The following is a 24,139-nucleotide window of genomic DNA, read 5'->3' as shown; positions in this document are numbered from 1 at the left end:
AATCTATCATTGTAACGAAACTGTAATATTACAATTTCAATTGGATTGAGAGCTTTCATGTCGGGATTTATCAAACATATGGACGCACTAAAAAATCCCCCAGCGAGGGGGCTGTGACGCTCGTCTTTATTTATTCTTTATATTTGATATGACCAGCTAGAGCATAAAGTGCTAGAGTGGAGGCAAAATGTGAGGAAATATCATTTGCGTCCTGCTGAGGGTAGACTTCAACAAAATCCATTCCAACAAGTCCTCTTGATGCAAACTCATAGACAAGTGTTAGTAATTCATAGCTTGTCAAACCGTTCACGTCAGCGGGTCCCCCAGGATTAAAGGCCACATCTAACACATCGCTGCAAATAGATAGGTATACAAAATCAACATTGGCACTAGCCATTTCGTATAACTCTCCCGCAAATTCTCGTAAGTCAGAAGCTTCACGAATTTGGTTGACAGTAACCGTTTTTGCGCCAGCTTCTTTTGCGTAACGTCCGGTTGCAGGCTTGTTACGTGGTCCGTGAATCCCTGTGTGAATTAAGCTTTCATTCACAACACCATCCAGCTCGTATAATCTAGCAAATGGTGTGGAGCGAGCATACTTTTCACCCTCATGATGGGGCATATTGTCATAATGTGTATCTAGGTGTAAAATACCAATTTTCTTATCGGGGTACGCTTCGGTTAAGCCTTGGACTATCGGATACGTAATCCCATGATCACCACCAAGTGCAATAGGAAAAGCCTTTGTATTCCAGACATCCTTCGCAAACGCAGCAATACGGTTCATCGTCTCTTCTACATCAGCCGGGACTACATCCACATCCCCTAGATCTGCTAGCGTTAAATGTTCAAACACATCTAGATGATCGAGCTCCGGTAAATAACCCGAGTAACGACCCGAGCATAAGCGCATGACCTTAGGGCCGAGCTCACATCCTGTGTAATCTCCCCAGGTTACCGCACCTTCCCATGGCACGCCATAAATCAGAACATCCGCCTCTTCATAGGAATCCGTTGTTCCATTAATCGCTCCTAGAAAGGGCGGGGTATTTCCATAAAGCATTGAATTGTTGGTAGACATCCACTCATCCTTTCCTACAAACTCTTTGCTCATTACCCGCTAAGTTCTTTTTTTAAACGTTTGTTTAATAAAAAATGGTGCGGAACCTGTGAGGTCCGCACCATTTATAGATCAGGTAAAGTTTTGCAGAAATGCTTGGCATCTGTGTGCTTTATTGAGCGCGCTGAGAAATTGATTGTGTGAGATGTCAAAGAAAACTTTGGTACGATCTCGGAACGTAATCTGCGTCCCATTCTTCCCTTCTTGCATTTTCTCATCAATGGCTACTACATGCCTCGAGAAAAACCACTCGCATTTCGGATTGGAAGGTGAATGTGTGGGGGCTGCAATAATTCCAAGCCCCTCACTTATTAATATAGGTGGCTTAGACTTAATGCCTAAGCTTGCCACGCTAAATTTTGAGCGACCATCGTAGCTTGATCCATTGGTTAAGCAGGCTGTTTTGATTAACTGAAGAGGCGTCTGACTGACGTGGTATGTGGTGTCTTCTTCCATTACTACGGCTGAATACTCCATATCGTATTGAGGTTTAATAAGTAGCGTTTTAGAACTAATAGCATAATCGTCAACATAATGAGTATTCGAGTTCAAATAGTTATTTTTCATTAGTAGGATTCCTCCTCAGATTTTATTTTGAATTGATACGTTTCTTTGAAAACCAGAAAGGATAAACGTTCATTCATCTGTAAATTCTGAGGTGATTTTTCGGAAAACGCAGACCGTACAATCCCCGTTTCCTCTTTTTGCCCACATGCACAAAACGTCAATCTCTCTTAATCTAAACCTACCGCGGAATCCATAGAAAGCGCGCTTTCAGTTAGGTCAATAAGATGAATTCTAGTTTTGATCACGTGCTCACTCAGTACACACCACTTATTAAGAGTCAAATTAAAAGGTTAAGTCTCATGCACCAATACGAAGAAGCTTTCCAAGTGGCAATGATTGCCCTTTGGGACGCTCATCAGCGTTTCACTCCGGAAAAAGGAGAGTTTGCTGCATTTGCACATTTGCGTGTACGGGGCGATCTCATTTCGTATGTACGTAAGGAGATTCGTATGGCAGAACGATTTGTTCTGACGGATGAATCCTCAGAACATCTGCTTGAGAATCTTTCTATAGAAGACGAATATGAGAGCAGTGGCTTTTATTTCACTCCTTTCTTGAACCAATTATCACCACGCGAATTGCTCTATGTGGAACAGGTGCTTATTCAAGGAAAAAGCATCAAATCCGTGGCTTGTGAACAACAGGTAACCGTGAACACTGTTGCAAGCTGGAGCAAAACGGCGCGTCGCAAATTACGAGAGATGGGTTCCATCCTCGGAGATCCACGAAAAATGATGGATTAACTTTCATTTTGTCGCTTCACCTAAAATTATACTAATCTGATTGGTATCATGCAATCTATTTAGTCTAAATATTCTGCCAAATTATCTAACAATAGAAATCATGGATCGTATACCCTACCCCATGAATCGTTTGGATCACGCTAGGTGCCCCATCTTTTGGAGGTAGTTTCTTTCGAATGTTACTAATGTGGACCATGACTGTTTTAGAATCATAGAGCTTCTCCTCTTCCCATACATGGTAGAAAAGCTGGTCTGTGCTAAAGACCGTATTCGGCCGATGCGCAAGGAACGTAAGGAGCTTAAATTCTTGGGCTGACAGATCAATCTGCTTATTGTAATGCTGGACTTTCTGTGAGATTAAATCAATAAAAAGATCGTCAAGCTGGAGCTCACACTGAAGCTGGTCCCGTGTTCTCCTGTAATGATTCAAGTGTGCTTTTATACGTGATAGCAACTCGTCATAGGGGACTGGTGTTGAAAGAAAGTCATTAGCCCCCGCTTCGACTACTTTCTGCATCGTGCACGACTCTCCAAGGGTCATAATGATTGGAATAAGCGTCTGCTCGCGAAGGAGTGTACATAATTCTAGAGGCTCCCTTTCAATGACCGTTTCACCGATAATAATGAGCTTTGGTTCAAGCATGTGCATCACTTTTTCAAGCATTAGGTCACTTCGTTGTCTGATGAGAATGAAGTGTTCACCTCTTGCATCTTGGTCCAACTTGTCGTACAAATCATCACTATCATCAATAAGAAGAATTTGCTCCCTTGCCATCGTTCTCTTCCCTCGCTTCTATTTTTTTATAGTATACGTGGTAAAGAAGGATTTTCATAGCAATAACAAGGACTTTTGTCACAAAATATTTGCCTAACATCATAGGAAAAAGACCCCTGTATATACAACAGGGGTCTTCAACCATCTATTCGTCTGATTGCTCGTCCGATTCGACCGAGCCACCTTCCATGCGTTCATCATCATTATCCATTAACTGTTCATCCGATGTTTCCGTTTCGAACCCCTCTTGATCCTCAGCCGATTCGGGCTCATCAAAGGTTGCCGGATCTTCAATGCTATCGCGGTCGCTATTATTTGAAGATGGTGTATCTTGTCCATCATCATCTCCACATGCGCTTAGAACAGCTACAGATAAAAAGGCTGCGGCTAGAATGCCTGTTGACTTATTCATACGTTGACCTCCCGCAGTGCGTAGTTGTTTTGATCAGAATACATCTTACCAACACCTGCGCCAGTCGTCTATTAAACAAGCCCTACTTATACATTCTTTTGCAGGAGTACACGGACTCCCACAATGCTCATGTCCAATGAATCACGAAGGATGACTTAAGTAAGTGACAATTAACTGTTTTGTTGCAGGGCAAATGTCATGTCTGCTTCCACAGCCACTTCACCGTTTACCGTCGCTACACCATGCGCCTTAGCGACAGGTCCTTTTAGGCGAGTAATCTCTACTTCCAAACGAAGCTGATCACCAGGCTTCACCTGACGTTTGAAACGACATTTTTCAATGCCACCAAACAAACCAATTTTCCCTTTGTTCTCTTCCTTTGTTAGAATGGATACGGCTCCCGTTTGTGCAAGGGCCTCTAGAATAAGTACTCCTGGCATGACAGGATAGTCCGGGAAATGCCCGTTAAAAAATTCTTCATTTGCGGTTACATTTTTGATCGTAACGGCACGTTTGCCCTCTTCAACTTCATCCACACGGTCAATCAGTAAAAACGGATAGCGGTGCGGAATAATCTCTTTAATTTGTTCGATTGTTAACATCGTCAACATCCTCTCATACTTGTTATCATTGGAATTATATCATATTCAGATTCTAAGCGTTTTTAGGTGAAAAGATGTTTGGAATCAAGTACGATAAGCCTATAAACGAAAAAGGGAGCGATGACATTGGCTAGTTTTCACGGACACTTTGTACCAGAATCACTTGGCATTCAAACCGGACTACAAATTATTCTTCCCGAACACACGCAACAAACACAACCTAGAAGAACCCTCTACCTCCTACATGGACGAGGTGATAACGAAACCAACTGGGTTAGACGCACCGCAATTGAACGCTACGCGGACACTTTTGGAATCGCTATCATTATGCCAAATGCTGATACTAGCTTTTACACAGACATGGTCTACGGCAAAAACTATTGGACCTACATCTCAGAAGAACTTCCACACATCGTCAACACTCATTTTAAAATCGAAACCAATCCAGAGCACACCTACGTCGCCGGCCTCTCCATGGGAGGATACGGAGCATTTAAGCTCGCACTAAACCACCCAGAACGGTTCAAAGCTGCTGCAAGCTTCTCAGGAGCAGTCGATGTCCGAGGCTTATTGGGCGCCGTACCAGAAGACCAACAAGACGAACGCGAACGCAGCTTAACTGCCATCTTCGGCCGCGATCCCGATCTCGATGCAATCGGAGCCGACCTCTTTTCTCTTGTAACAAAGCACCAGCAAGCAGGACGTGCGCTGCCTGATCTTTATCAATACTGCGGCACCGATGACTTCTTGTACGACATGAATATTAAATTCCGTGATCATTTGAAGGATAGCGGAGTTGATGCGTATTACGAGGAAGAAAAAGCAGATCATACGTGGGATTACTGGGATTATTGTATTGAATCGTTTTTGGGTAAGATTTGTAAGTGAGGATTAAATGAGGAGACAACGCTTAGGCGTTGTTTTTTTGTTTGTGGGTGGAGGTTCTTGGTTGGGTCGGTTTTTAGCTTGGTATTGTGGTCAGAGTTCTTGGTGTTTGGCTCTAGGTTCTTGGTATGGAGGGTGTGGGCTTGGTGTTTTCATTTTTGTCTTGGTATGGAGGGTCTGTTCTTGGTGGAAGTTGCTGCGGGCTTGATTAGTTGGCGATTTTTCTTGATATAGCTCGTGTGGCTCTTGGTAATGAGGGGTTCGGCTTGGTATTGGTTCTGTTTGTCTTGGTATTAGGCTTGGAGTTCAATGCTCTTTGAAAAATGACCATTTTTCATCGTTATTTGGCTTCGGTTCTTGATTGGGTCGGTTTTTAGCTTGGTATGGTGCTGAGAGTTCTTGGTGTTTGGCTCTAGGTTCTTGGTATGGAGGGTGCGGGCTTGGTGTTTTCACTTTTGTCTTAGTGTGGAGGGTCCTTTCTTGGTGGAAGTAGCTGCGGGCTTAATTATTTGGCGATTTTTCTTGATGTAGCTTGCGTGGCTCTTGGTAATGAGGGGTTCGGCTTGGTATTGGTTCTGTTTGTCTTGGTATTAGGTTCCGAGTCCAATGCTCTTTGAAAAAATGGACTTTTTTCATCCTTATTTGACTTTGGTTCTTGATTGGGTCGGTTTTTAGCTTGGTATGGTGCTGAGAGTTCTTGGTGTTTGGCTCTAGGTTCTTGGTATGGAGGGTGTGGGCTTGGTGTTTTCATTTTTGTCTTGGTGTGGAGGGTCCTTTCTTGGTGGAAGTTGCTGCGGGCTTGATTAGTTGGAGATTTTTCTTGATGTAGCTCGTGAGGCTCTTGGTAATGAGGGGTTCGGCTTGGTATTGGTTCTGTTTGTCTTGGTATTAGGCTTGGAGTCCAATGCTCTTTGAAAAACGACCATTTTTCATCGTTATTTGGCTTTGGTTCTTGGTTGGGTCGGTTTTTAGCTTGGTATTGTGGTCAGAGTTCTTAATGTCTGGCTCCAGGTTCTTGGTATGGAGGGTGCGGGCTTGGTGTTGGTTCTGTTTGTCTTGGTATTAGGCTTGGAGTCCAATGCTCTTTGAAAAATGACCATTTTTCATCCTTATTTGACTTTAAATCTTGGTTTTTTATATCTTGTTCAGTGTACCACCTCCCTCACCCACCCCATATCAGTAAAAAAAGGTTTTTTCTTCCTCATCTCTTTCAATCCCTTGCCACACCCGCACCTCCCCATTATCTCATCGCCTATTTTCACTTTTCCCTCCAAATACTGGTTGCACTTTTATACATCATGGTGTACTATGCAAGTAATACACCATAACAGAACAGGGAGTGGAGAAAATGGGAGATCAGCTATCTCGGCCTTTGGTTGTCGAGAATGTTAGTAAGAGTTTAGGTGGAAAGAAGATTATTAAGAACATGTCTTTCTCAGTTGAAGCGGGGAAAATTTACGGCTTTCTTGGGCCAAATGGCTCCGGGAAAACAACGACAATTCGGATGATTGTTAGCTTAATTAGTATGGATGAGGGCGATGTAAAGATTGGTGGTCACAGCATCCGCACAGAACGAGAGCAGGCACTCTCCAAGATTGGAGCCATTGTTGAGAACCCGGACCTCTATGAATATATGTCTGGTCGCAAAAATCTCATGCATTTCGCACGGATGTCCAAACAAAAGATTTCTCCTGAACGTATTCAAGAAGTGATTAACATGGTTGAGCTTGACCATGCGATTGATAAAAAGGTTAAAACGTACTCTCTCGGGATGAAGCAGCGTCTTGGAATTGCGCTCTCCATCTTGCATGAACCTAGTATTTTAATTTTGGATGAACCAACAAATGGACTTGATCCAAAAGGGATCCGTGAATTACGTTCGTACCTTAAAGATCTTGCACGCAATGCCGGGGTTGCGATTCTTGTATCGTCCCACCTCTTATCAGAGATTGAGTTAATGTGTGACCGCGCCATCGTCATCAAGGCGGGGCAAGTGATTAATGAGCTTGCGGTAAGTGAACAGGAGCAAGGGGATCAGCAGGAAGTGGCCGCGGTATTTGAAGTCACTCAACCGAAAAAAGCTGAAGAAATCTTAGCGCAATACGGGACGGTGCGTAAAGATGAGAAAAATCTAGTGCTTGAAGCTACAACGATCGAGCAGGTTCCTTCTATCGTAATGGCTCTCGTAAAAAACGAGATTGGGATTTATCATGTGTCCTATAAGAAATCACTCGAAGATACGTATCATTCGTTAACAGAAAAGGAAGTGATGTAGATGTTTCTTTCATTAATGCAGAATGAGTGGACGAAAGCCTATTATCGGAATAAATTCTTGATTTTTGGAATTGTGATGCTGTTCTTAGTAGCTGCTGGTGCAGGGATTTCCTACTTTTTTAGTACCTATGATTTTGGTGAGCCGGTTACCCCCATCACGACTTTAGAATTTGCAGTGAATTCATTAAATAATTTATCGATGATCGTTTTAATTTTCACTACCATCGTACTAATCTCAAGTGTCACGAGCGAGTACAAGAGTGGTACAATGAAACAGCTGTTAATCCGCCCAATTAGTCGAACAAGTATTTTGCTTTCAAAATGGGTTACGACGTTTTTAATCAGTGTTCTCTTTTTGCTCATACTTGCGCTTATAAGCTTCCTCATTGGCAGTGTTTTATTTGAAAATGAAGCTTCGTTTGCAGATTCAATCGCGACGCTCGGCTTATGGATACTCTATAATATTCCAACCATTTTCTTCTATCTGGTCTTTGGCCTTTGTATTGCTGTTGCGACTCGAAATTCAGCGTTATCCATTTCTTCTGTTATTGTTTTATACTTTATTGGAACGACGATTACGTTTTTCCTTCTACGGTTTGATTGGGTTAAATACTTAATTACAGCAAACCTCACTCTTCAAGAATATAGTTCGAATGAATACTTGAACTTTGGAAGCGAACCGATCATGGGAAGTATGAGTCTTGGCTTTTCACTTGGTGTCATCGCCGTGTACTCCATCATTCTTCTTGTTATTGCTCATCTTGTCTTTAAAAAGAAAGACGTTTTATCATAAAATCTTCTTAGCTAAACAGAAAGGGGTGATCTCTAGGTGACGATTGAGTTTGACCCGTCAAAGCCGATTTATCGGCAAATAGCGGATTACTATTATCAGAAAATCAGTAATGGCGAACTCCGCCCTGGGGATAAACTTCCCTCGGTCAGAGAAACGGCCCAGTCCTTACGCGTGAATCCAAATACCGCTTCACGGTCCTATCTTGAAATGGATCGTGAGGGGGTTACGTTTACGAAAAGAGGACAGGGAACTTTTGTAACAGAGGACGAAGAGGTGGTAAGAGAATTGAGAGTACAATTGGCACAATCTCACATTCAGGAACTCATTGATTACCTGCATAAGCTAGGATTTTCCGACAACCAAATTAAAGATCAACTTCATTCGTTGCTTGAGGCACAGGAGGACGAGTCAGATGCAGAAAATTGAAATCACTCAACTTTCCAAATCATATGGTCGAAAAGAAGTGCTCCGAGATCTGAATCTAACGCTTGCGGGCAACCGTATCTATGGAATCATTGGAGAGAATGGAACCGGAAAATCCACGCTCCTCCGCATGATCAGTGGACTTGCACGCCCATCAAAAGGAAGCATTTCGGTTAATGGCCATACCACAGCAGAAGGTCGCCGGAGCCAGGTTGCGTATCTTTCCGACCAAGAGATGCTTGATGGCTTTTCAACGCTCGAATACCAAATTCAATTCCATGAAAAAATGATTCCAAACTTCCAAGTGAATCGTGTGTACGAAATGCTTGATATGATTAAGCTGCCGGTTGATGGAAAAATAAAAAATTTATCCAAAGGTCATCGCAACCTCTTTAACCTTGTGCTGACACTCGCGAACCCAGCACCCGTTCTCATTATGGATGAACCGCTCTCAGGGATTGATACGAACAAAAAAGAGGATCTCTTGCAGTTGCTCTCATCTTTTACTTTGGATGAAGAACGATTGATTTTATTCGCCACGCACGAATACGATGAGATCGAATTTTTAATTGATGGATTGATCATCATTAAAGGCTCAAGCATTGCTTATTTTACGGAGGATTTAGAAGAAACGCGAATCGAGCATGGTAAAACAGTTCAAGAAATCTTTAAGGAGGTGAGCAAATGACCTCGTTCATGACACTACTGAAGCGTGATCTAAGATTGCAAGTGCCGATGATGTTGATTTATTCTGCGGTGTTGGTGTTGATTGCGGGAGGGTTTACTCTGTTGGCGATGGAAGTAAACGCAGGGGCATTCGGTTTTCTTCTATTTATATTTATTGCTCAATTTTTATTTTTAGGGATCGCCTTACCCATAAATGCAATTTGGAAAGAATGGCGGATGAAAACAGTGGCTCACTGGCTAATGCTCCCGGCTTCTGTTCATAAAAAGATCTGGAGTAAGACAATATCAGTCGTCATCTGGACCATTTATATAGCAAGTCTTGTTTTCGTTCTTTGGGCTTTAACAGGTTTGATAGGTCAAACAGTCATTCATACTGGCACCTATGATCTACTGAAATTTGTGCTAAATAGCGAGCTTATCTATTTCATTCCTGCCCTACTAATTTATTTTACTCTTGGAACATTCCCATATTTCTTGGGAGTAATTATGGTAAAAGGTGAGGGAGGTTGGAAAGGTCCTATCTTTGCAGGTCTGATTATCTTTTTTTTCGTAGTCATTTATCCTTTGCTGACTCTGTATAACCCTCTTAACATTTTTGAGGTTGGACCCATTTATATGGACTTTAACTTTACTCAAGGTGAGTTTTCTTTTAGTGATAGCGACTTTACCTTCAGCACAACTGGAGACTCCACAGAAGCCTTCACTTATGTGAGTAATTTAATTTTTGATTTTCTCCTTTATGTAGGCATTTATTTTTTGTCGTGGTGGTACCTTGCTAGAAAAGTGGAGATATGATTGTTGAGGCTGTCCGGGTGGGCAGTCTTTTTTTGGTGTAGTTCGCAGAGGTGTGGATCCATTGGTCTCATTGTTGATTTTGTATACTCTTTGTTGATATCTTCCTCTCATTGTTGATTCAGCTTACTCATCGTTGATATCTTCTTCTCATTGTTGATTCAGCCTCCTCTTTATTGATTCCGTCCACTCATTGTTGATTCAGCCTCCTCTTTGTTGATTCTTTCCTCTCATTGTTGATTCAGCCTCCTCTTTGTTGATTCTGTCCTCTCTCCGTCGATTCCCCCGCTCCCCCCGTCGATTCTCCCGTTCCCCCCATCGATTCACACGCGCCCTCCACCAATCCCGCTCCCCCTCCCACACACACCAAAAAAGACTAACGCACGCGTTAGTCTTCTACACCCTTCATCAGGTCGACGATGTGGTACCATGTGTCGAGCTTGAATACTTCGAAGGGATCCTGTCCTCCGATGGTGCCGTAGCCTACCATCATTCCGAGGAAGAGGGAGGCACCGATGAGGGTGAGGATGATATATAGTCGCAGCCAAATGGGCAGGATGCGGATCCGGCCTTTTTTGACACGGGCTGGTTTTTCGGCCTTCTGCTGAGTTTTTTGTTCAGCTTTCTTCTTAGCTTTGGCTTCGCGAATTTCCGCCCGGGTTATGGTTTTGGCTTTGGTTTGTTTTTTGAGCGCTTCAGTTGTCTTTTTTTCGGACTTCTGAGGCTTTTCTTGGTTCTTGTTCATGTATCTCTCTCCAGTCGAGCAACGTTTGCAATTAGCGACGGATACCGTTGACGAGGCCAGCCATTTCGTCAGCGATGGATAGGGAACGAGCATTTAGTTGATAGTGACGCTGCGTCAGCATCAGGTCACTCATTTCTTTGGCCATGTCGACGTTTGATCCTTCAAGGGCTCCTTGTTGGATGAGCTGATCCGAGGCTGCAATGGGTTGCATTCGGTTGTCTCCGTCAGGCATGAGGAAATCGGTGTTACCCGCTGCCTCTAGCAGCTGAGGTTTTTCTACTTCAACTAATCCGATTTCTCCAATGGCGGCTGTTGTCCCGTCTTGAAGGATGGCTTCAAGCTGACCATTTGAATTCATTTGTAGCGATTCAAATGTGTAGGGAACCGTCATTCGCTCACCGTTATTATCCAGTAGGTAAAAGCCATTTTCGTTTGCAAGAACTAGCTCTTGATCATTGTTTGGGTTTTCCGTTAAAAAGAAAGCTCCTTCGCGAGTCAATCTTGTTTCGGATCCTCCATTATCATTTCTCTCCACCTGAAAGAAATGATAGCCGTTTGTAAGCGCAAAATCAAGCATTCGTCCAGTTTGCATCGCAATGCCCGGGTCATTAGATAGACGAGTTTGGGCAATTTTTGCACCTGAACCAACACGTAGGCCAGGAGGGGTTAATCGGTTGCCCTCCGTTGGTTGGTTCGTGTATTCCTGGTTTAGAAGATCAGAAAACGTCACATCTCTTCTTTTATAGCCAGCCGTTTCACTATTGGACACGTTGTTTGAAATGGTATCCAGCTTACTTTGAAGCTGTCCCATTGTGACTGATGCAATGTTGGATGAAATATTCATGAACAATCTCCTTTATGAGCCTTGGTGTTAGCCAATTCTGCCTACTTCGTTCACTGCTTTATCTAAGCTTTGATCGTACGCCTGCAATACTTTTTGATTCGCCTCAAATGTACGCATTGCACTCATCATATCTGCCATCGTCTGGTTCGAGTCTACATTCGACTGTTCCACAAAACGTTGGCGAATTTGAAAATCAAAGGCATTCGCTGGCAGCTCTTCTTCCGCGCGTAAGAGTCCATTTCCTTCTTTTACAAGGGTCTGTGCATCTTCTGCATAGGCAATGCCAATCTGACCAAGGTTCGCACCTTCAGAGTTTGTGATTGTACCTTGCTCATTGATTAAAAATTCCTCGTTCTCAACCTGAATGGGTTGCCCTGCTCCGTTTAACACGGGAAAGCCTTCTGTTGTCACAAGCTGCCCAGAATCACTAACCGCAAATTGACCGTTGCGCGTGTAACGAGGTGTCCCGTCATCCCCTTGCACCGTAAAGAAAAGCATAGGGCGAGCACCCGCATCACCTTCAGGAAGCACGCCATCAAGTAACGCAAAGTCCGTGCTGTTTCCCGATTCTAAGAGAGATCCCTGGATGAAGTTTGGAGTGGCCTCCTGCATATATGTACCCGTGGAAAGGGAGCCGATCTGGTACCCTCTCCCCGTTACTGTATTTACATTTCGTGCTTCTAAAAGCATCTCAGGGAAGGACCTTATGCTTGCTTGATCCGCTTTATATCCTGGTGTTTGGGCATTTGCCAAATTGTTTGTTAGCATTTCCTGACGTTGTTGCTGAGTCAGCATTCCGGCTGCTGCTCCGTATAAACCACGTAGCATGACAACTCTCCTCTCAGATTAGACGCGAGCTCGTTTCTTACTCATTTTATCTAGGTTCTCTAAAATTAATCCAGTACCCTTCGCTACACAATGCATTGGGTCTTCTGCCACAAGAACTGGTACCTTAAGCTCTTCAGCAAGGAGTTCATCAATTCCGTGTAGTAGGGCTCCTCCACCGGTTAAAATAACTCCGCGATCAATGATGTCTGCAGATAACTCAGGTGGTGTTTTTTCAAGTACTTCTTTTGCAGCTTGTACAATGTAAGAAGCTGATTCAGTAAGAGCTCCTTGAATTTCTTCTGTACGTACCGTAATGGTTCTTGGAAGACCACTTACAAGGTCACGCCCGCGAATCTCGAGTTCCTCTTGACGTCCGCCTGGGAATACGGTGGCTACGGTTTTCTTAATATTCTCAGCTGTACGCACACCAATTAACAGCTTGTACTGCTTTTTAATGTACGTTAAAATTTCAGAATCAAAACGGTCCCCAGCCACTTTAATTGATGAGGCGGTGACGATATCACCCATTGAAAGAACAGCAACATCTGTTGTTCCACCGCCTATATCAATGACCATGTTTCCGCTAGGTTGAAAAATATCCATACCGGCGCCAATTGCTGCGACCTTAGGCTCTTCTTCTAGATAGACATCCTTCCCGCCGCTACGCTCAGCCGCTTGACGGATCGCCTTTTGCTCAACAGATGTAATGTTGGTTGGGCAGCAGATTAAAATACGAGGCTTTGAGAACATGCTTCTTACTTTAATCTTATCTAGAAAATGCTTCAGCATCGATTCAGTTAAATCAAAATCAGCAATAACACCATCTTGCATTGGACGGATCGCCACAATATTCCCAGGAGTACGTCCTACCATCCGATATGCTTCCTCACCTACAGCTAATACGCTTTTCGAAGAGGTTTCCATAGCCACAACAGATGGCTCATCAAGGACAATTCCACTTCCCTTTACAAAAATAAGTACGTTCGCCGTTCCTAAATCAATTCCAATATCTCGACCAAACATGATTCGTTCCTCCCTATAATTCGAACAATATGTCATCATTTACAATTTTCTAAAGGCTATCGTCTCTTCTTACCAGCATCTGACTGAGTCACCCTTACAAAGTTGCAAACATGCATAGTCGCGGGGCGGTACTCAAAATGTGCTCGAGTCCAGATTGACAGGCCTATATACCTAATTGTAGATTTTATCATATAATGTTCTATAAGGGATGATTTTGGGGAAATTTATTGACGAGATTTTACAATTAAATGGTCCGAAACATCTACAGTCTTCCGATACTTCACTTTCGTCGCTTCCCCACCGCGCAAATGGCGAATCGATTTGTGATACTCCAGGATGTCTTTCACCTCATTTGCCAGCTCCGCATTAATTTCGGGCAGACGCTCCGTGAGATCCTTGTGTACAGTACTTTTTGAGACTCCAAACTCTTTTGCAATCGTCCTCACCGTTTTTCGAGTCTCAACAATGTACCTGCCTATCTTGATAGTTCGCTCTTTGATGTAATCATGCACACGACTCGCCTCCCTAATTCTGTGTTGGTGATTGGTACAGTTTATTAGGGAGTGGATATAGATATACCACCTTATTATAAGGACGAGCGCGGTTTCTGCGTGTACGAGCTTACAACAGACGCAGGACGTGTATCATAATTAACTTACAGACTTCAGACCTATAACAGAAACAAGAATAACTGTGATGAACAGAACCCTTTTCCAATCACGAGATTCCCCGTAAAAAAGCATCCCAATTAAAGCTCCACCAAACGCTCCAATCCCAGTCCAGACCGCATATACAGTCCCCATCGGAAGCGAATTCATCGCATAAGACAATAAAGCGAAACTAGCCGCAAACCCTAGGATCAAACCGATGATCGGCTTCATGCCAGGCTTATTCTTCAACTGGTTCATCATCGTTACACCAAATAACTCACACAAACCAGCCAATATTAAACTAATCCATACCATGTTCGCTCACACTCCCTGTATCGGCCTCTTTTGTCACCATCTTTAGCCCAACCACCCCAATTAAAAGAGTGATAATAAACAATAACTTCAGCGCAGGTAGCGGCTGTGAAAAGACCAGCGTATCCACCGCAACCGAACCAACCGTACCCAGCCCCACAAACACCGCATACGCCGTTGCCACCGGAAGCACCTTAGTCGCCTGAATCAGCAGCAGAAAACTACAGATGATTGCCAAAATCGTGAGACTCCACTCAAAAACAGACGTCGCCTTATTTAATCCCATCACCCAGCCCACCTCAAACATGGCCCCGATGATTAATAACATCCAATTTCTCATCCTACTCTCTCCTCTCTCCACACACGAAAAAGCCCGGAAGATCCGCACGTATAACGCGTGCAATCATCTCCCGGGCTTTTGTCCCTCCGTGTCACAGCCTGAGCTGTGCGCCCCCTCTCGGACCAGACCTGCAGCACAGTGGCAACAGCGGAACCCTAGGGGGCTTTTTATATCTGGCTATTATAACGTAGGATAGCGGGGAGATCAATGGGTTGGTGGAGAGGGGGTTCTTGGTAAGTGTGCGGTAGTTCTTGGTGTTGGTGCTGGGGGGCTTGGTATTGGTCTCCTTCTTCTTGATATTGAGGGGACGAGCTTGGTATGGCCCACGCACTTCTTGCTATCGACCCTCTCTTCTTGATCGGACCCCCGCTTTTTCTTGATGACTTTTGGATTCTTCTTGGTAGGGGCTCTAGGTTCTTGGTCTTTTTCCCGTTCTTCTTGCTGTTGCCTCAGAAGTCCTTACTAAAATAAAAAATGTTCATTTTTTTCCTTATGTCCTTGGAGGTTCTTGGTTTGGGTGGGATTCTTCTTGGTATGTACTGCGCGGGCCTTGGTATTGAGCTCTTTCTTCTTGGTATCGAGGGAGCGAGCTTGGTATGGACTCCGCACTTCTTACTATCGACCCTCTCTTCTTGATTGGACCCTCGCTTTTTCTTGATTCATTTTGTGTTCTTCTTGATAAGGGGTCTAGGTTCTTGGTCTTTTTGCCATTCTTCTTGCTTTTGCCTCAGAAGTCCTTACTAACATAAAAAAATGGCCATTTTTTTCCTTATGTCCTTGGAGGGTCTTGGTTTGAGTGGGGTTCTTCTTGGTGTGGCCTGCGCCGGGCTTGGTGTTGGGCTCTTTCTTCTTGGTATCTAGGGTGCGAGCTTGGTAATGTCCCCGCACTTCTTACTATCGATCCTCTCTTCTTGATTGGACCCCCGCTTTTTCTTGATGACTTTTGTGTTCTTCTTGGTAAGGGGTCTAGGTTCTTGATCTTTTTCCAGTTCTTCTTGCTTTTGCCTGAGAAGTCCTTACTAAAATAAAAAATGTTCATTTTTTTCCTTATGTCAGTGGAGGTTCTTGGTTTGGGTAGGATTCTTCTTGGTGTGCACTGCGCCGGGTTTGGTGTTGGGCTCTTTCTTCTTGGTATGGAGGGGCCGAGCTTGGTATGGTCACTGCACTTCTTGCTATCGACCCTCTCCTCTTGATTGGACCCCCGCTTTTTCTTGATGAATTTTGGATTCTTCTTGGTAATGGGTCTAGGTTCTTGATCTTTTTGCCGTTCTTCTTGCTGTTGCCTCAGAAGTTCTTACTAACATAAAAAATGTTCATTTTTTTCCTTATGTCCTTTGAGGTTCTTGGTTTGGGTGGGGTTCTTCTTGGTATGGCCTGCGCCGGCCTTGGTATTGGGCTCTTTCTTCTTGATATGGCCCCTCTTCTTCTTACTAACCAGCTCAGCCTCAAAATTCCTTCCATACATCGCAAAATTTCTCGCTCGTTTTAAAGGGATTCACCTTCCTGAATAGAATACTACTTAACGAAAGGAGTTGATGGTTTGATTGTTCTTAAGGAACGAAAACGTCCTGTTCGGATTGCGCAGCTTGAGGCGCTTTTAAGGCGTATCCCGAATCAGCACGAGAAGGTGCCTAATATTAAGAAGGAGCTGGTTCGTCGGAGGGTTGGGTATCAGGGGGAGCAGTCGCTCAATTATTATTTTAGTTTTATGAATGATCCTCAGATGTTTTTGCTTCATGATCTTCGGTTGCTTGGGTCGAATCGGTCATATTTTCAGATTGATACGCTTTTAGTTAGTAAGTCATTTATCGCGATACTAGAGGTTAAAAATTACTCGGGCTCTATTTATTTTGATCCTGATACCTATCAGGTCTATCGTACGTCTACTACACATGATGATGAAATCCTCACAAATCCTCTTCTACAGATTCAGACGCAAAAGCTGCTGCTAAGAGACTGGTTAACTGCAAATAATTGGCCGCTCCTGCCGATTGCGAAGCTAGTTGTGTTTAGTGATCCCTCCACAAAAATCGTTTCTACTCCAAACAATCTCCAGATGCTTAAACAAGTCGTTACGGCTCCCGCGCTTCTTTCAAAGGTTGAGAGTCTTCAGTCTACGTTTTCAAAGGATTATTTAACTGATAGTGGGCTCGACAAGCTCACTCAACAGCTTATCCACATGCATGTTCCTCCTCCTTCTTCTGATGTTCTTCATGATTTTCGTATTTCTGCTACGACCATTATTTCCGGAGTGTATTGTCCGTCGTGCCAGCGTCCAACATTAATGCGAGGGGTGGTGGTTGGGAAATGGTTTTGTCCTGATTGCTTAATTTCATCTAAGCACGCGCATCTTTCGGCTCTAGAAGATTATTTCCTTCTATTAAATCAACGTGTGTCGACAAGTGAGATTCATGCGTTCCTGCAAACGTCGAACCGGCAACAGGCGTATGATTTGGTGAATAAGCTTTCTCTTCTTCGTGTTGGTGAGTTTCGTGCGAGGCGCTATGAGTTAATGTATCCACTCAGCATGCCATAAAAAAACCACCGCAACCCTTATGGATTACAGTGGTATTTATGGGAGATTTAAGTGTTAGAAGATTCGCTTGGTACAAGGCCTGATTGGTCTTGATCCGTTGCGTTATCATCTGAGTCCTTAGACTTGTCAGCGTCTTCTTTGTCATCTTCTTTATCGGCGTTTTCTTTGTCAGCGTCTTCGTCTTTGCCTTGTTCAGGTGCTGGTGTTTCTTTTTCAGCTTCTGCTTCAGCATCTTCTGAGTCTTTCGCTTGTTCAAGCTTTTCACCGAAGAAGTCTTCTGGGTTTAATGCTTCGCCTTCGCTGTCACGGATTTCAAAGTGTACGTGTACGCCGGCTTGTTCGTTATAAACGTTACGTCCTGCTGCACCTAGCTTGTCGCCTTGGTTCACAGTGTCGCCTTCTTCAACTGAAAGTGTTGCTAAGCTGCTATAATGCGTTTTAAATCCATCATCATGCGTAACTTCAACAACATTTCCAAGTGTAGAGTCTTGTGCTGCTTTTGTTACTTTACCACTTAGGGATGCAATGACATCAAAGCCTTCTTCAGATGTTGCTCCAAAGTCTACCCCTTTGTTCATGCGGTACGTGTTGCTGTAGTAAACAAGTGATGCTTGCTGCTCTTCAGCTGATGCAGATTCATCGTAAAAGTGTCCAATGATTTCTGCTTTTGAATCATCAAGTGTTGGTAGTGCTACGACTTCTGATGTTGATTGAACTGGTACTGCTTCTTCATCCGTTGGATCAAAGCCTAGTTGAAAATCGTTCGTTGGTTCTTCCGTACCCTCTTGCTCTAGTGGTGTTCCTAAGTTTTGACCTTGGAAGTAAAAGACGGAGCTAAGAATACCTGCTGCTGCTACTAGATAGACTGCTGGCAAAACCCAGCGTTTACGTAAGATTCGTTGTGCATTTGACCACTTGCTTTCGTTATTAGAAGATCGATTGTTATCTTCTTTCATTTCTCATCACCTCAGCAACCATTCTGAACAGATTGCTAGAAATATATACATGGTGTGAAAAAAATTTTGAGATTCTTTTCGTAGCAGGGCTCTTTCTCCCTCTACTAATCAACAGACTTATTCACAGATCCACAGACTTTTCCCCAATTCAGTAGTTTTATCCACAGAAAAGAAAGCCTAGATCCTTAAAACTCCTAAGAATCCAGACTTTGTCCTGTGGATTACTTTAAACGGGCTGTGACCTTCTCTGCAAAATGATTGATTCCTGCGATTTCAATGCCTTGATAGTAATGCTCGACAATCTTGTCGTACGTTTTTCCGTCCTTCGCCATACCGTCTGCGCCATATTGGCTCATTCCAACGCCGTGTCCCCAGCCTTTTGTCTCAATCGTTACCACACCATTTGCTCGTGTCCAGGTGAAGTCCGAGGAATCTAGGGCTAGTTTTTCACGAACATCACGCCCAGTTAGCTTTTTCTCACCAACTGTTACAGAAGCCACTCTTCCACCGTTTGTTCGTTCTGTGATTGGTGCAATCGTGCCGTCAGATGGCAGACTGACCTCTAATTTTTGCTGAAATTCAGCATCCGTTACTTCTTTTTTAGCTGTAAAACGCGGAGAATCCTGATCCCAAGGGCTTTCTACGCTTCGAAGATAAGGAATTGGATTACTCCAGTAGTCCTCTGAGTTCTCGGTATATCCATTACTTGTGGAGAAAAATTGGGCCGAAATGGGTTCGTCTTCGTATGTTAGGATTTCACCAGCCGTCTCGTTTACTGCTTGTTTGATTCGGTTGTTATAGTTCTCGAAGTCTTGTCCCCATTTCTCCCGAAGTTCGTCTTGGTCTTGATATACTTGATGTGTGATGGTGTCCGTCACAATGGCGCCCTCTGGTACTTTTGTACTTTCACTACTCAGAATTTGCTTTAAAATATATGTTCGTGCTGCCAGCGCTTGAGCTTTTAAAGCTTCCATTTCAAAAGAAGGCGACATTTCTGATGATACGACCCCTGCAACGTATTCTTCTAGAGGCACCTGCTCAACCACGTTCTTTTTACTGCGAAACACCCCGACTTCAATGGTAGAAGCAACCTCTTCAGCTTCTTTATCCACAGTTTCGTCCCCCGATGGCTTTATTTCTTTTGTTGCTGCGCTGATTGATGGTCCATCTTCTGAGAAAAACGCAACCATTACAGAAGGGATTATCAATACAGCGACAAACAATATAACAAACGACCAAGCAAACCGCTTCAAACGCATCCCTCCATTGCCACTAAACTAACGCTACTCTTTATCGTATGTTGTTTAAAAGACAAGTAGAACGAAAAGAATAGAGACATTCACCGAGATGAATGTCTCTATTCCTTAAAAAATGCTGTCGTTTGGTATCATTTCCTAGGCAATAACCTAGTTTGTAGACGTATTAAGTGTTAACGGAGCTGTTTCTTCAAGAGCAACTGCTTCTTCTTCGACAACTTCCTGCACTTCTTCTACACGCTCTACGTCTCCACCTAATGCAGCTAACTTACCTGCAAGGTTCACGTATCCACGGTCGATGTGCTTAAGTTCCGTTACTCGAGTAACTCCTTCTGAGACCAATCCTGCAATAACAAGCGCAGCTCCCGCACGTAAGTCGGTTGATGCGACCTCAGCACCTTGCAAATTGTTTGGTCCAGAAATGATTGCGGAGCGTCCTTCGATCTTAATGTTACTGTTCATACGACGGAATTCCTCAACATGCATAAAACGGTTTTCAAATACCGTTTCTGTGATGACACTTGTACCCTCTGCTTGTAAAAGAAGAGCCATCATTTGTGCTTGCATATCTGTCGGGAACCCTGGATGAGGCATTGTTTTAAGATCTACTGCTTTAAGCTTTTCAGGTCCTACAACACGTAGCCCATTTTCTACTTCAGTGATTTCTACGCCCATTTCTTCCATCTTCGCAATAAGTGGACGTAAGTGCTCAGCTACAGCTCCTTCTACAATTACATCACCTTGAGTAATTGCTGCTGCAACCATGAATGTACCTGCTTCAATACGGTCAGGAATCACTGTATGATCAGCAGCTACTAATTTTTCTACACCTTCAATGCGGATCACTCCAGTACCAGCTCCACGTACCTTTGCACCCATCGCATTTAGGTAATTGGCAAGACAAACGATCTCAGGCTCTTCTGCCACGTTTTCAAGGATTGTTGTTCCTTCAGCTAGAACAGCAGCCATAATGATATTTTCAGTCGCACCTACACTTGGGAAATCAAGATAGATCTTAGCTCCCTGCAAGCGACCATCAATGCTTGCTTCAATGAATCCATTTCCGATTTCTACCGTTGCGCCCATTGCTTCAAAGCCTTTTAGATGTTGATCAATTGGTCTTGATCCAATTGCACAACCACCTGGAAGAGCAATACGTGCTTTTCCAACGCGCGCGAGGAGAGGTCCCATTACAAGGAATGAAGCTCTCATTTTGCGAACATACTCAAAAGGTGCTTCTGTTGCGAGTTCTTTTGTTGCATCAACGATAAACTTTCCGTTCTCATACGTTACATCAGCGTTTAGATTCTTTAATACTTCTTTCATTGTATATACATCAGCGAGTGCCGGTACTTCGTGAATCACACCAGTACCCTCTTCAGCTAAAATAGATGCAGCGATCACAGGTAATACAGCGTTCTTTGCGCCCTCTACCTTGACGGATCCGCGTAGCTTGTTGCCACCTCGGACAATAATTTTTTCCAACATAGTCCCCTCCGCGTCAAGTTTTTGTCTCTTCTATATTATCAATATTCAGTCGTAATAATAGGCGTTCCTATTGTCACAGTTGTCCCTTCGCCCAAAGCTTTATCACTTCTCAGAGCAATCTGGACATTCATCGTTTGGTCTCCTGTATTCAGTTGGTCCTTCCACACAGTAGTATATGCGGATACCGAGACAAACGTTTCTTCTGTTAGTGCTTCTACCTCTTTTGCATCAAGTTTTTCCATGTACACATGAGCTTGATCCAACAGAGAATCATTTTTGTTAGTAAGGGCATCCTGCGTGCCTTGTACTTGTGTAAAAAGCGATGCCGTGTCCATTGAAAATAGCAGCAAGCGATCTTGTAATTGCTCCTCCAGCTTGTATGTATGCCAATCAGTCGCACGTGTACCAACTAATTTATACGTGGAAGCCAGTGTATGGGTTCCGTTTTCCGGGTACGCCATCAAACGTATGGATTCCGTTACTCCACCTTCAGAAGTCAATTGAAACTCAGCTGTCCATTCTGTTGCGCTAGTATCATAATACGTTTGGTTCCAGCCCTCAAGCTGATCACGAAGCTTATGTACGTGTTCTTGGAACATTTTTTCTGATTCTATTGTTCCTTGGACGTCTCTTGCAAGCACCTGCCAAAAACCCAGAGCCATTTCACCGTATTCAACTAGTTCGAGGATCGTTTCAATTGGTTGAATGTCCCGTTCAGCTTGCGTATTGTCCGAGTTAGTATAAAACACCACTGCAGAAGACATAATAAGTAAGCTCAACAGACCTTTCATCCATCCCATGAAAACCGCCCCTTTTTCGTTAAACTGTTATTACTAACAGTTTGACCGTTACAAGGCTAAGCATACATGGAAGTTAGAGTCACCTTTCGACAGCATTACCACAAATATTGAAGCAATCTCGATGCTTGAAGGTAATCAAGAAAAAAGCGGCTTACTAGGTATGCAAGTGCTAGAGCTGTGAGTAGTCTGAGCATAATTGCTTGGGGTCCTTTTGGTTCCCTTACAAACAGATCAAACCGAAAGCTTTGCAATGCCCACCAGGATAGCCCCAGGAACATAAGATTCACAACAATCTGAATCAGTGCGTCCTGCCCAAAACCATCAGTCACCTTCAAAACTCCTTTTCTTACAGAATGAATCGCTGTAAGATTATTTGCCGTACATGTTAAAGCAAGTGTTTAAAATGGATTATATGATGAAACAATCCACACTCAACTATAACGGAATTCTTCTAAAAAAGCTACATCAATTCTTTGTTGAATTCTAAAATAATGTTTAAAAGTTGACAAAATGAGACACGCTCTGTTTCTTTACACAAAAAACGTGACTATCTTCCCTCTCTTCTGTTACCCTAAAGTCCTTATATTTAATCATAAAATTCAAAAAAGACGTGTGAACAGGTGTCACATCGCCTTTTTTGATCCTATTTTTTTATGAAGCCTTGTTCTTTTGCAAGAATTCTAGCAACACGAGGTGCGTGCCAAAGGAGTGGCAGCATTAGAATGGATACAGGAACAGCTGCAATTACAACAAATGATTGCAAGGCTCCAATTCCTCCGCCACCAATATTTATTAAGATAATGGCAATAACCGCCATAATGACAGCCCAGAATACACGCACAGGTTTAGGAGGGTTGCCCACTCCTGTTACACTCATTGCGAGTGAATAAGACATTGAATCAACAGTGGTTACAACAAACAACGTAGTAAGTAATAAGAAGACAAACGGCATAATTGTACCGAATGGCATCTGATGAGCAATCGCAATGATGGCTGCTGGTAGACCATTTTCAAAAAGTGGTCCACTAATACTACCTGCATTGTTTAACTCATAATGAATTCCGCTTCCTCCAAGCACTGTAAACCAAATGTTTGTGATAATTGGTGTTAATACAGCGACCACAAGAAAAATTTCTCGAATGGTACGTCCACGTGATACGCGAGCAACTAGTAAAGCAACAAGCGGACCGAATCCAATAAACCAGCCAAAGAAAAACAAGGTCCATGATCCTAACCACGCATTATCGCCTCTAAACGTACTCATCGTTACGAATTCGTTTAAATAGAATCCTGTGGATGAAATAAATGAATCTACAAGGAACCCACCTGGTCCAAATACGAGTAAGATCACAGCAATAACTAAAGCTGCTCGTACGTTAAGACTACTAAGAATTTGAATTCCTTTTTCAATACCAGTGATTGTAGAAAGCAGAACTACTGAACTTAATGCTAGTATAATGATCACTTGTGTCATAAATGTGTTCGGCCAACCAAACAGCACATTGACACCGTAACTCACTTGTAACCCTAAAAATCCAATCGGACCAATGGTTCCAGCGGCCGCTCCGATAATACAGACAACATCTGCTACCGTTCCCCAGGCACTATTCTTAATCTTTTCTCCGAATATCGGATAAAGCAAGGTGCGCGGCTTTAGTGGCATGCCTCGATGATTATGGGCATACATAATCACGATACAGCTAATGGCACCATACACCGACCATGCGGTGAATCCCCAGGATAAGAAACTTTGAGCGAGCGCCGGGGCAACAGCGGCTTGTGTCCCACTCTCAATTCCATCAAATACTGGTGGCATATCGATAAAATAATACATCGGTTCTGATGCAGCCCAGAACACCCCACCTGCACCGAGTCCAGTCGTTACAATAATGGCTAAATATTTGTAAAAACTCATCTCCGGTTTCTTCAAATTCCCTAACACCACATTACCACTCGAAGAAAAAGCAATGTAGGCGCCTACTAAAAACGTAGCTATCAATAAAACTTGCCAATACGGACCAAAATATCGAATTGCTAGATCAAACCCAGCATCTACATATTTCGACGTCCAACTTACATTAAATAAAGAGAATAAGACAAATGCCAGCAACAATCCCCCGCTAATCAGGAACACTGGCCAGTTCAACATCTCTTTCGTCTTACTCCAATCTCTGCGATTCATGAATGTCCTCCAGTTGATTTTCGTAATAAGCAACCATCGTATCATACTTACCCCGAATGAATATTTTGAATCCTTTTTTATGTCGAATTGAGGAGAATTTTATCAA

General features: G+C 43.3%; 26 protein-coding genes and 1 riboswitch. Of the genes, 8 read left to right on the top strand and 18 right to left on the bottom strand.

The annotated features are described in order from the left end of the window. Positions 1 to 130: 130 nt before the first annotated feature. Positions 131 to 1,081, bottom strand: coding sequence for an agmatinase family protein (locus JNO66_RS09450; protein ID WP_246483222.1), 951 nt, complete (start codon positions 1,079 to 1,081; stop codon positions 131 to 133). 111 nt (positions 1,082 to 1,192) lie between these two features. Further along, entirely contained in the window at positions 1,193 to 1,687 is a 495-nt protein-coding gene (locus JNO66_RS09445) for a competence protein ComK (RefSeq protein ID WP_203087996.1), read from the bottom strand. Between the two features lie 224 nt (positions 1,688 to 1,911). On the opposite strand from JNO66_RS09445, the gene JNO66_RS09440 reads away from it, so the two are divergent. Continuing rightward, positions 1,912 to 2,430 (top strand): sigma-70 family RNA polymerase sigma factor, encoded by a 519-nt coding sequence (locus JNO66_RS09440; protein ID WP_203087995.1) that lies wholly within the window; start codon positions 1,912 to 1,914, stop codon positions 2,428 to 2,430. 85 nt (positions 2,431 to 2,515) lie between these two features. On the opposite strand, the gene JNO66_RS09435 is transcribed toward JNO66_RS09440, so the two are convergent. The 3 genes from JNO66_RS09435 to fabZ form a co-directional block, all read right to left on the bottom strand. Further along, the gene (locus JNO66_RS09435) at positions 2,516 to 3,205 is read right to left on the bottom strand and encodes a winged helix-turn-helix domain-containing protein (RefSeq protein ID WP_203087994.1); all 690 of its coding nucleotides are present in this window, start codon (positions 3,203 to 3,205) and stop codon (positions 2,516 to 2,518) included. 145 nt (positions 3,206 to 3,350) lie between these two features. Next, positions 3,351 to 3,617 carry a hypothetical protein gene (locus JNO66_RS09430; protein WP_203087993.1) on the bottom strand — a complete coding sequence of 89 codons (267 nt, stop codon included), beginning with the start codon at positions 3,615 to 3,617 and terminating at the stop codon, positions 3,351 to 3,353. A 170-nt stretch (positions 3,618 to 3,787) separates the two neighbouring features. Next, entirely contained in the window at positions 3,788 to 4,219 is a 432-nt protein-coding gene (fabZ, locus tag JNO66_RS09425; RefSeq protein ID WP_203087992.1) for a 3-hydroxyacyl-ACP dehydratase FabZ, read from the bottom strand. Between the two features lie 126 nt (positions 4,220 to 4,345). Here fabZ and JNO66_RS09420 point away from each other — a divergent pair, with 126 nt between their 5' ends. The 6 genes from JNO66_RS09420 (at position 4,346) to JNO66_RS09395 (ending at position 10,076) form a co-directional block, all read left to right on the top strand. Next, a complete protein-coding gene (locus JNO66_RS09420) occupies positions 4,346 to 5,107 on the top strand; it encodes an alpha/beta hydrolase (RefSeq protein WP_246483221.1) in 762 nt (253 codons plus the stop codon). A gap of 1,345 nt (positions 5,108 to 6,452) precedes the next feature. Further along, the gene (locus JNO66_RS09415; RefSeq protein ID WP_203087990.1) at positions 6,453 to 7,379 is read left to right on the top strand and encodes an ABC transporter ATP-binding protein; all 927 of its coding nucleotides are present in this window, start codon (positions 6,453 to 6,455) and stop codon (positions 7,377 to 7,379) included. Continuing rightward, complete coding sequence (locus JNO66_RS09410; RefSeq protein ID WP_203087989.1) at positions 7,380 to 8,171, top strand: ABC transporter permease; 792 nt, start codon at positions 7,380 to 7,382, stop codon at positions 8,169 to 8,171. Between the two features lie 36 nt (positions 8,172 to 8,207). Then, positions 8,208 to 8,597, top strand: coding sequence for a GntR family transcriptional regulator (locus JNO66_RS09405; RefSeq protein ID WP_273753237.1), 390 nt, complete (start codon positions 8,208 to 8,210; stop codon positions 8,595 to 8,597). Beyond that, the gene (locus JNO66_RS09400) at positions 8,584 to 9,282 is read left to right on the top strand and encodes an ATP-binding cassette domain-containing protein (RefSeq protein WP_203087988.1); all 699 of its coding nucleotides are present in this window, start codon (positions 8,584 to 8,586) and stop codon (positions 9,280 to 9,282) included. The genes JNO66_RS09405 and JNO66_RS09400 overlap by 14 nt, the downstream gene beginning before the upstream one ends. Positions 9,283 to 9,290: 8 nt before the next feature. Next, complete coding sequence (locus JNO66_RS09395; protein ID WP_210340822.1) at positions 9,291 to 10,076, top strand: hypothetical protein; 786 nt, start codon at positions 9,291 to 9,293, stop codon at positions 10,074 to 10,076. 385 nt (positions 10,077 to 10,461) lie between these two features. Here the strand turns inward: JNO66_RS09395 and JNO66_RS09390 are convergent, their stop codons facing one another. The 7 genes from JNO66_RS09390 to JNO66_RS09360 all read right to left on the bottom strand — a co-directional run bounded on the left by JNO66_RS09390 (position 10,462) and on the right by JNO66_RS09360 (position 14,815). Next, a complete protein-coding gene (locus tag JNO66_RS09390) occupies positions 10,462 to 10,818 on the bottom strand; it encodes a DNA-directed RNA polymerase subunit beta (protein ID WP_203087986.1) in 357 nt (118 codons plus the stop codon). A 31-nt stretch (positions 10,819 to 10,849) separates the two neighbouring features. Continuing rightward, complete coding sequence (locus JNO66_RS09385) at positions 10,850 to 11,662, bottom strand: flagellar hook-basal body protein (RefSeq protein ID WP_203087985.1); 813 nt, start codon at positions 11,660 to 11,662, stop codon at positions 10,850 to 10,852. 27 nt (positions 11,663 to 11,689) lie between these two features. After that, complete coding sequence (locus tag JNO66_RS09380) at positions 11,690 to 12,490, bottom strand: flagellar hook-basal body protein (RefSeq protein WP_203087984.1); 801 nt, start codon at positions 12,488 to 12,490, stop codon at positions 11,690 to 11,692. An 18-nt stretch (positions 12,491 to 12,508) separates the two neighbouring features. Continuing rightward, entirely contained in the window at positions 12,509 to 13,513 is a 1,005-nt protein-coding gene (gene mreB / locus JNO66_RS09375) for a rod shape-determining protein (RefSeq protein WP_203087983.1), read from the bottom strand. A gap of 224 nt (positions 13,514 to 13,737) precedes the next feature. After that, positions 13,738 to 14,025, bottom strand: coding sequence for a sporulation transcriptional regulator SpoIIID (spoIIID, locus tag JNO66_RS09370; protein ID WP_143846942.1), 288 nt, complete (start codon positions 14,023 to 14,025; stop codon positions 13,738 to 13,740). 138 nt (positions 14,026 to 14,163) lie between these two features. Beyond that, positions 14,164 to 14,478 carry a DMT family transporter gene (locus JNO66_RS09365; RefSeq protein ID WP_203087982.1) on the bottom strand — a complete coding sequence of 105 codons (315 nt, stop codon included), beginning with the start codon at positions 14,476 to 14,478 and terminating at the stop codon, positions 14,164 to 14,166. After that, positions 14,465 to 14,815: a DMT family transporter gene (locus tag JNO66_RS09360; protein ID WP_203087981.1), complete on the bottom strand. Its 351-nt coding sequence runs from the start codon at positions 14,813 to 14,815 to the stop codon at positions 14,465 to 14,467. The genes JNO66_RS09365 and JNO66_RS09360 overlap by 14 nt, the downstream gene beginning before the upstream one ends. A 65-nt stretch (positions 14,816 to 14,880) precedes the next feature. Next, positions 14,881 to 14,985, bottom strand: a riboswitch (guanidine-I (ykkC/yxkD leader). A 1,370-nt stretch (positions 14,986 to 16,355) separates the two neighbouring features. Here JNO66_RS09360 and JNO66_RS09355 point away from each other — a divergent pair. Next, complete coding sequence (locus JNO66_RS09355; protein WP_203087980.1) at positions 16,356 to 17,351, top strand: nuclease-related domain-containing protein; 996 nt, start codon at positions 16,356 to 16,358, stop codon at positions 17,349 to 17,351. 47 nt (positions 17,352 to 17,398) lie between these two features. On the opposite strand, the gene JNO66_RS09350 is transcribed toward JNO66_RS09355, so the two are convergent. The 6 genes from JNO66_RS09350 to JNO66_RS09325 form a co-directional block, all read right to left on the bottom strand. Beyond that, positions 17,399 to 18,307: a M23 family metallopeptidase gene (locus JNO66_RS09350; protein WP_203087979.1), complete on the bottom strand. Its 909-nt coding sequence runs from the start codon at positions 18,305 to 18,307 to the stop codon at positions 17,399 to 17,401. Between the two features lie 221 nt (positions 18,308 to 18,528). Further along, entirely contained in the window at positions 18,529 to 19,566 is a 1,038-nt protein-coding gene (spoIID, locus tag JNO66_RS09345) for a stage II sporulation protein D (protein WP_203087978.1), read from the bottom strand. Between the two features lie 147 nt (positions 19,567 to 19,713). Then, a complete protein-coding gene (gene murA, locus JNO66_RS09340) occupies positions 19,714 to 21,048 on the bottom strand; it encodes a UDP-N-acetylglucosamine 1-carboxyvinyltransferase (RefSeq protein WP_203088421.1) in 1,335 nt (444 codons plus the stop codon). 41 nt (positions 21,049 to 21,089) lie between these two features. After that, entirely contained in the window at positions 21,090 to 21,851 is a 762-nt protein-coding gene (locus JNO66_RS09335; protein ID WP_203087977.1) for a YwmB family TATA-box binding protein, read from the bottom strand. Positions 21,852 to 21,946: 95 nt separating this feature from the next. Then, positions 21,947 to 22,180, bottom strand: a complete 234-nt coding sequence (locus JNO66_RS09330; RefSeq protein WP_203087976.1) for a DUF1146 family protein — start codon at positions 22,178 to 22,180, stop codon at positions 21,947 to 21,949. Positions 22,181 to 22,494: 314 nt separating this feature from the next. Beyond that, positions 22,495 to 24,033 (bottom strand): BCCT family transporter, encoded by a 1,539-nt coding sequence (locus JNO66_RS09325; protein WP_203087975.1) that lies wholly within the window; start codon positions 24,031 to 24,033, stop codon positions 22,495 to 22,497. Positions 24,034 to 24,139 lie beyond the last annotated feature (106 nt).

It is taken from the genome of Alkalicoccobacillus gibsonii (assembly GCF_016798245.1).
GTDB lineage: Bacteria > Bacillota > Bacilli > Bacillales > Bacillaceae_D > Alkalicoccobacillus > Alkalicoccobacillus gibsonii.
This window is presented reverse-complemented; position numbering and strand designations above follow the sequence as displayed.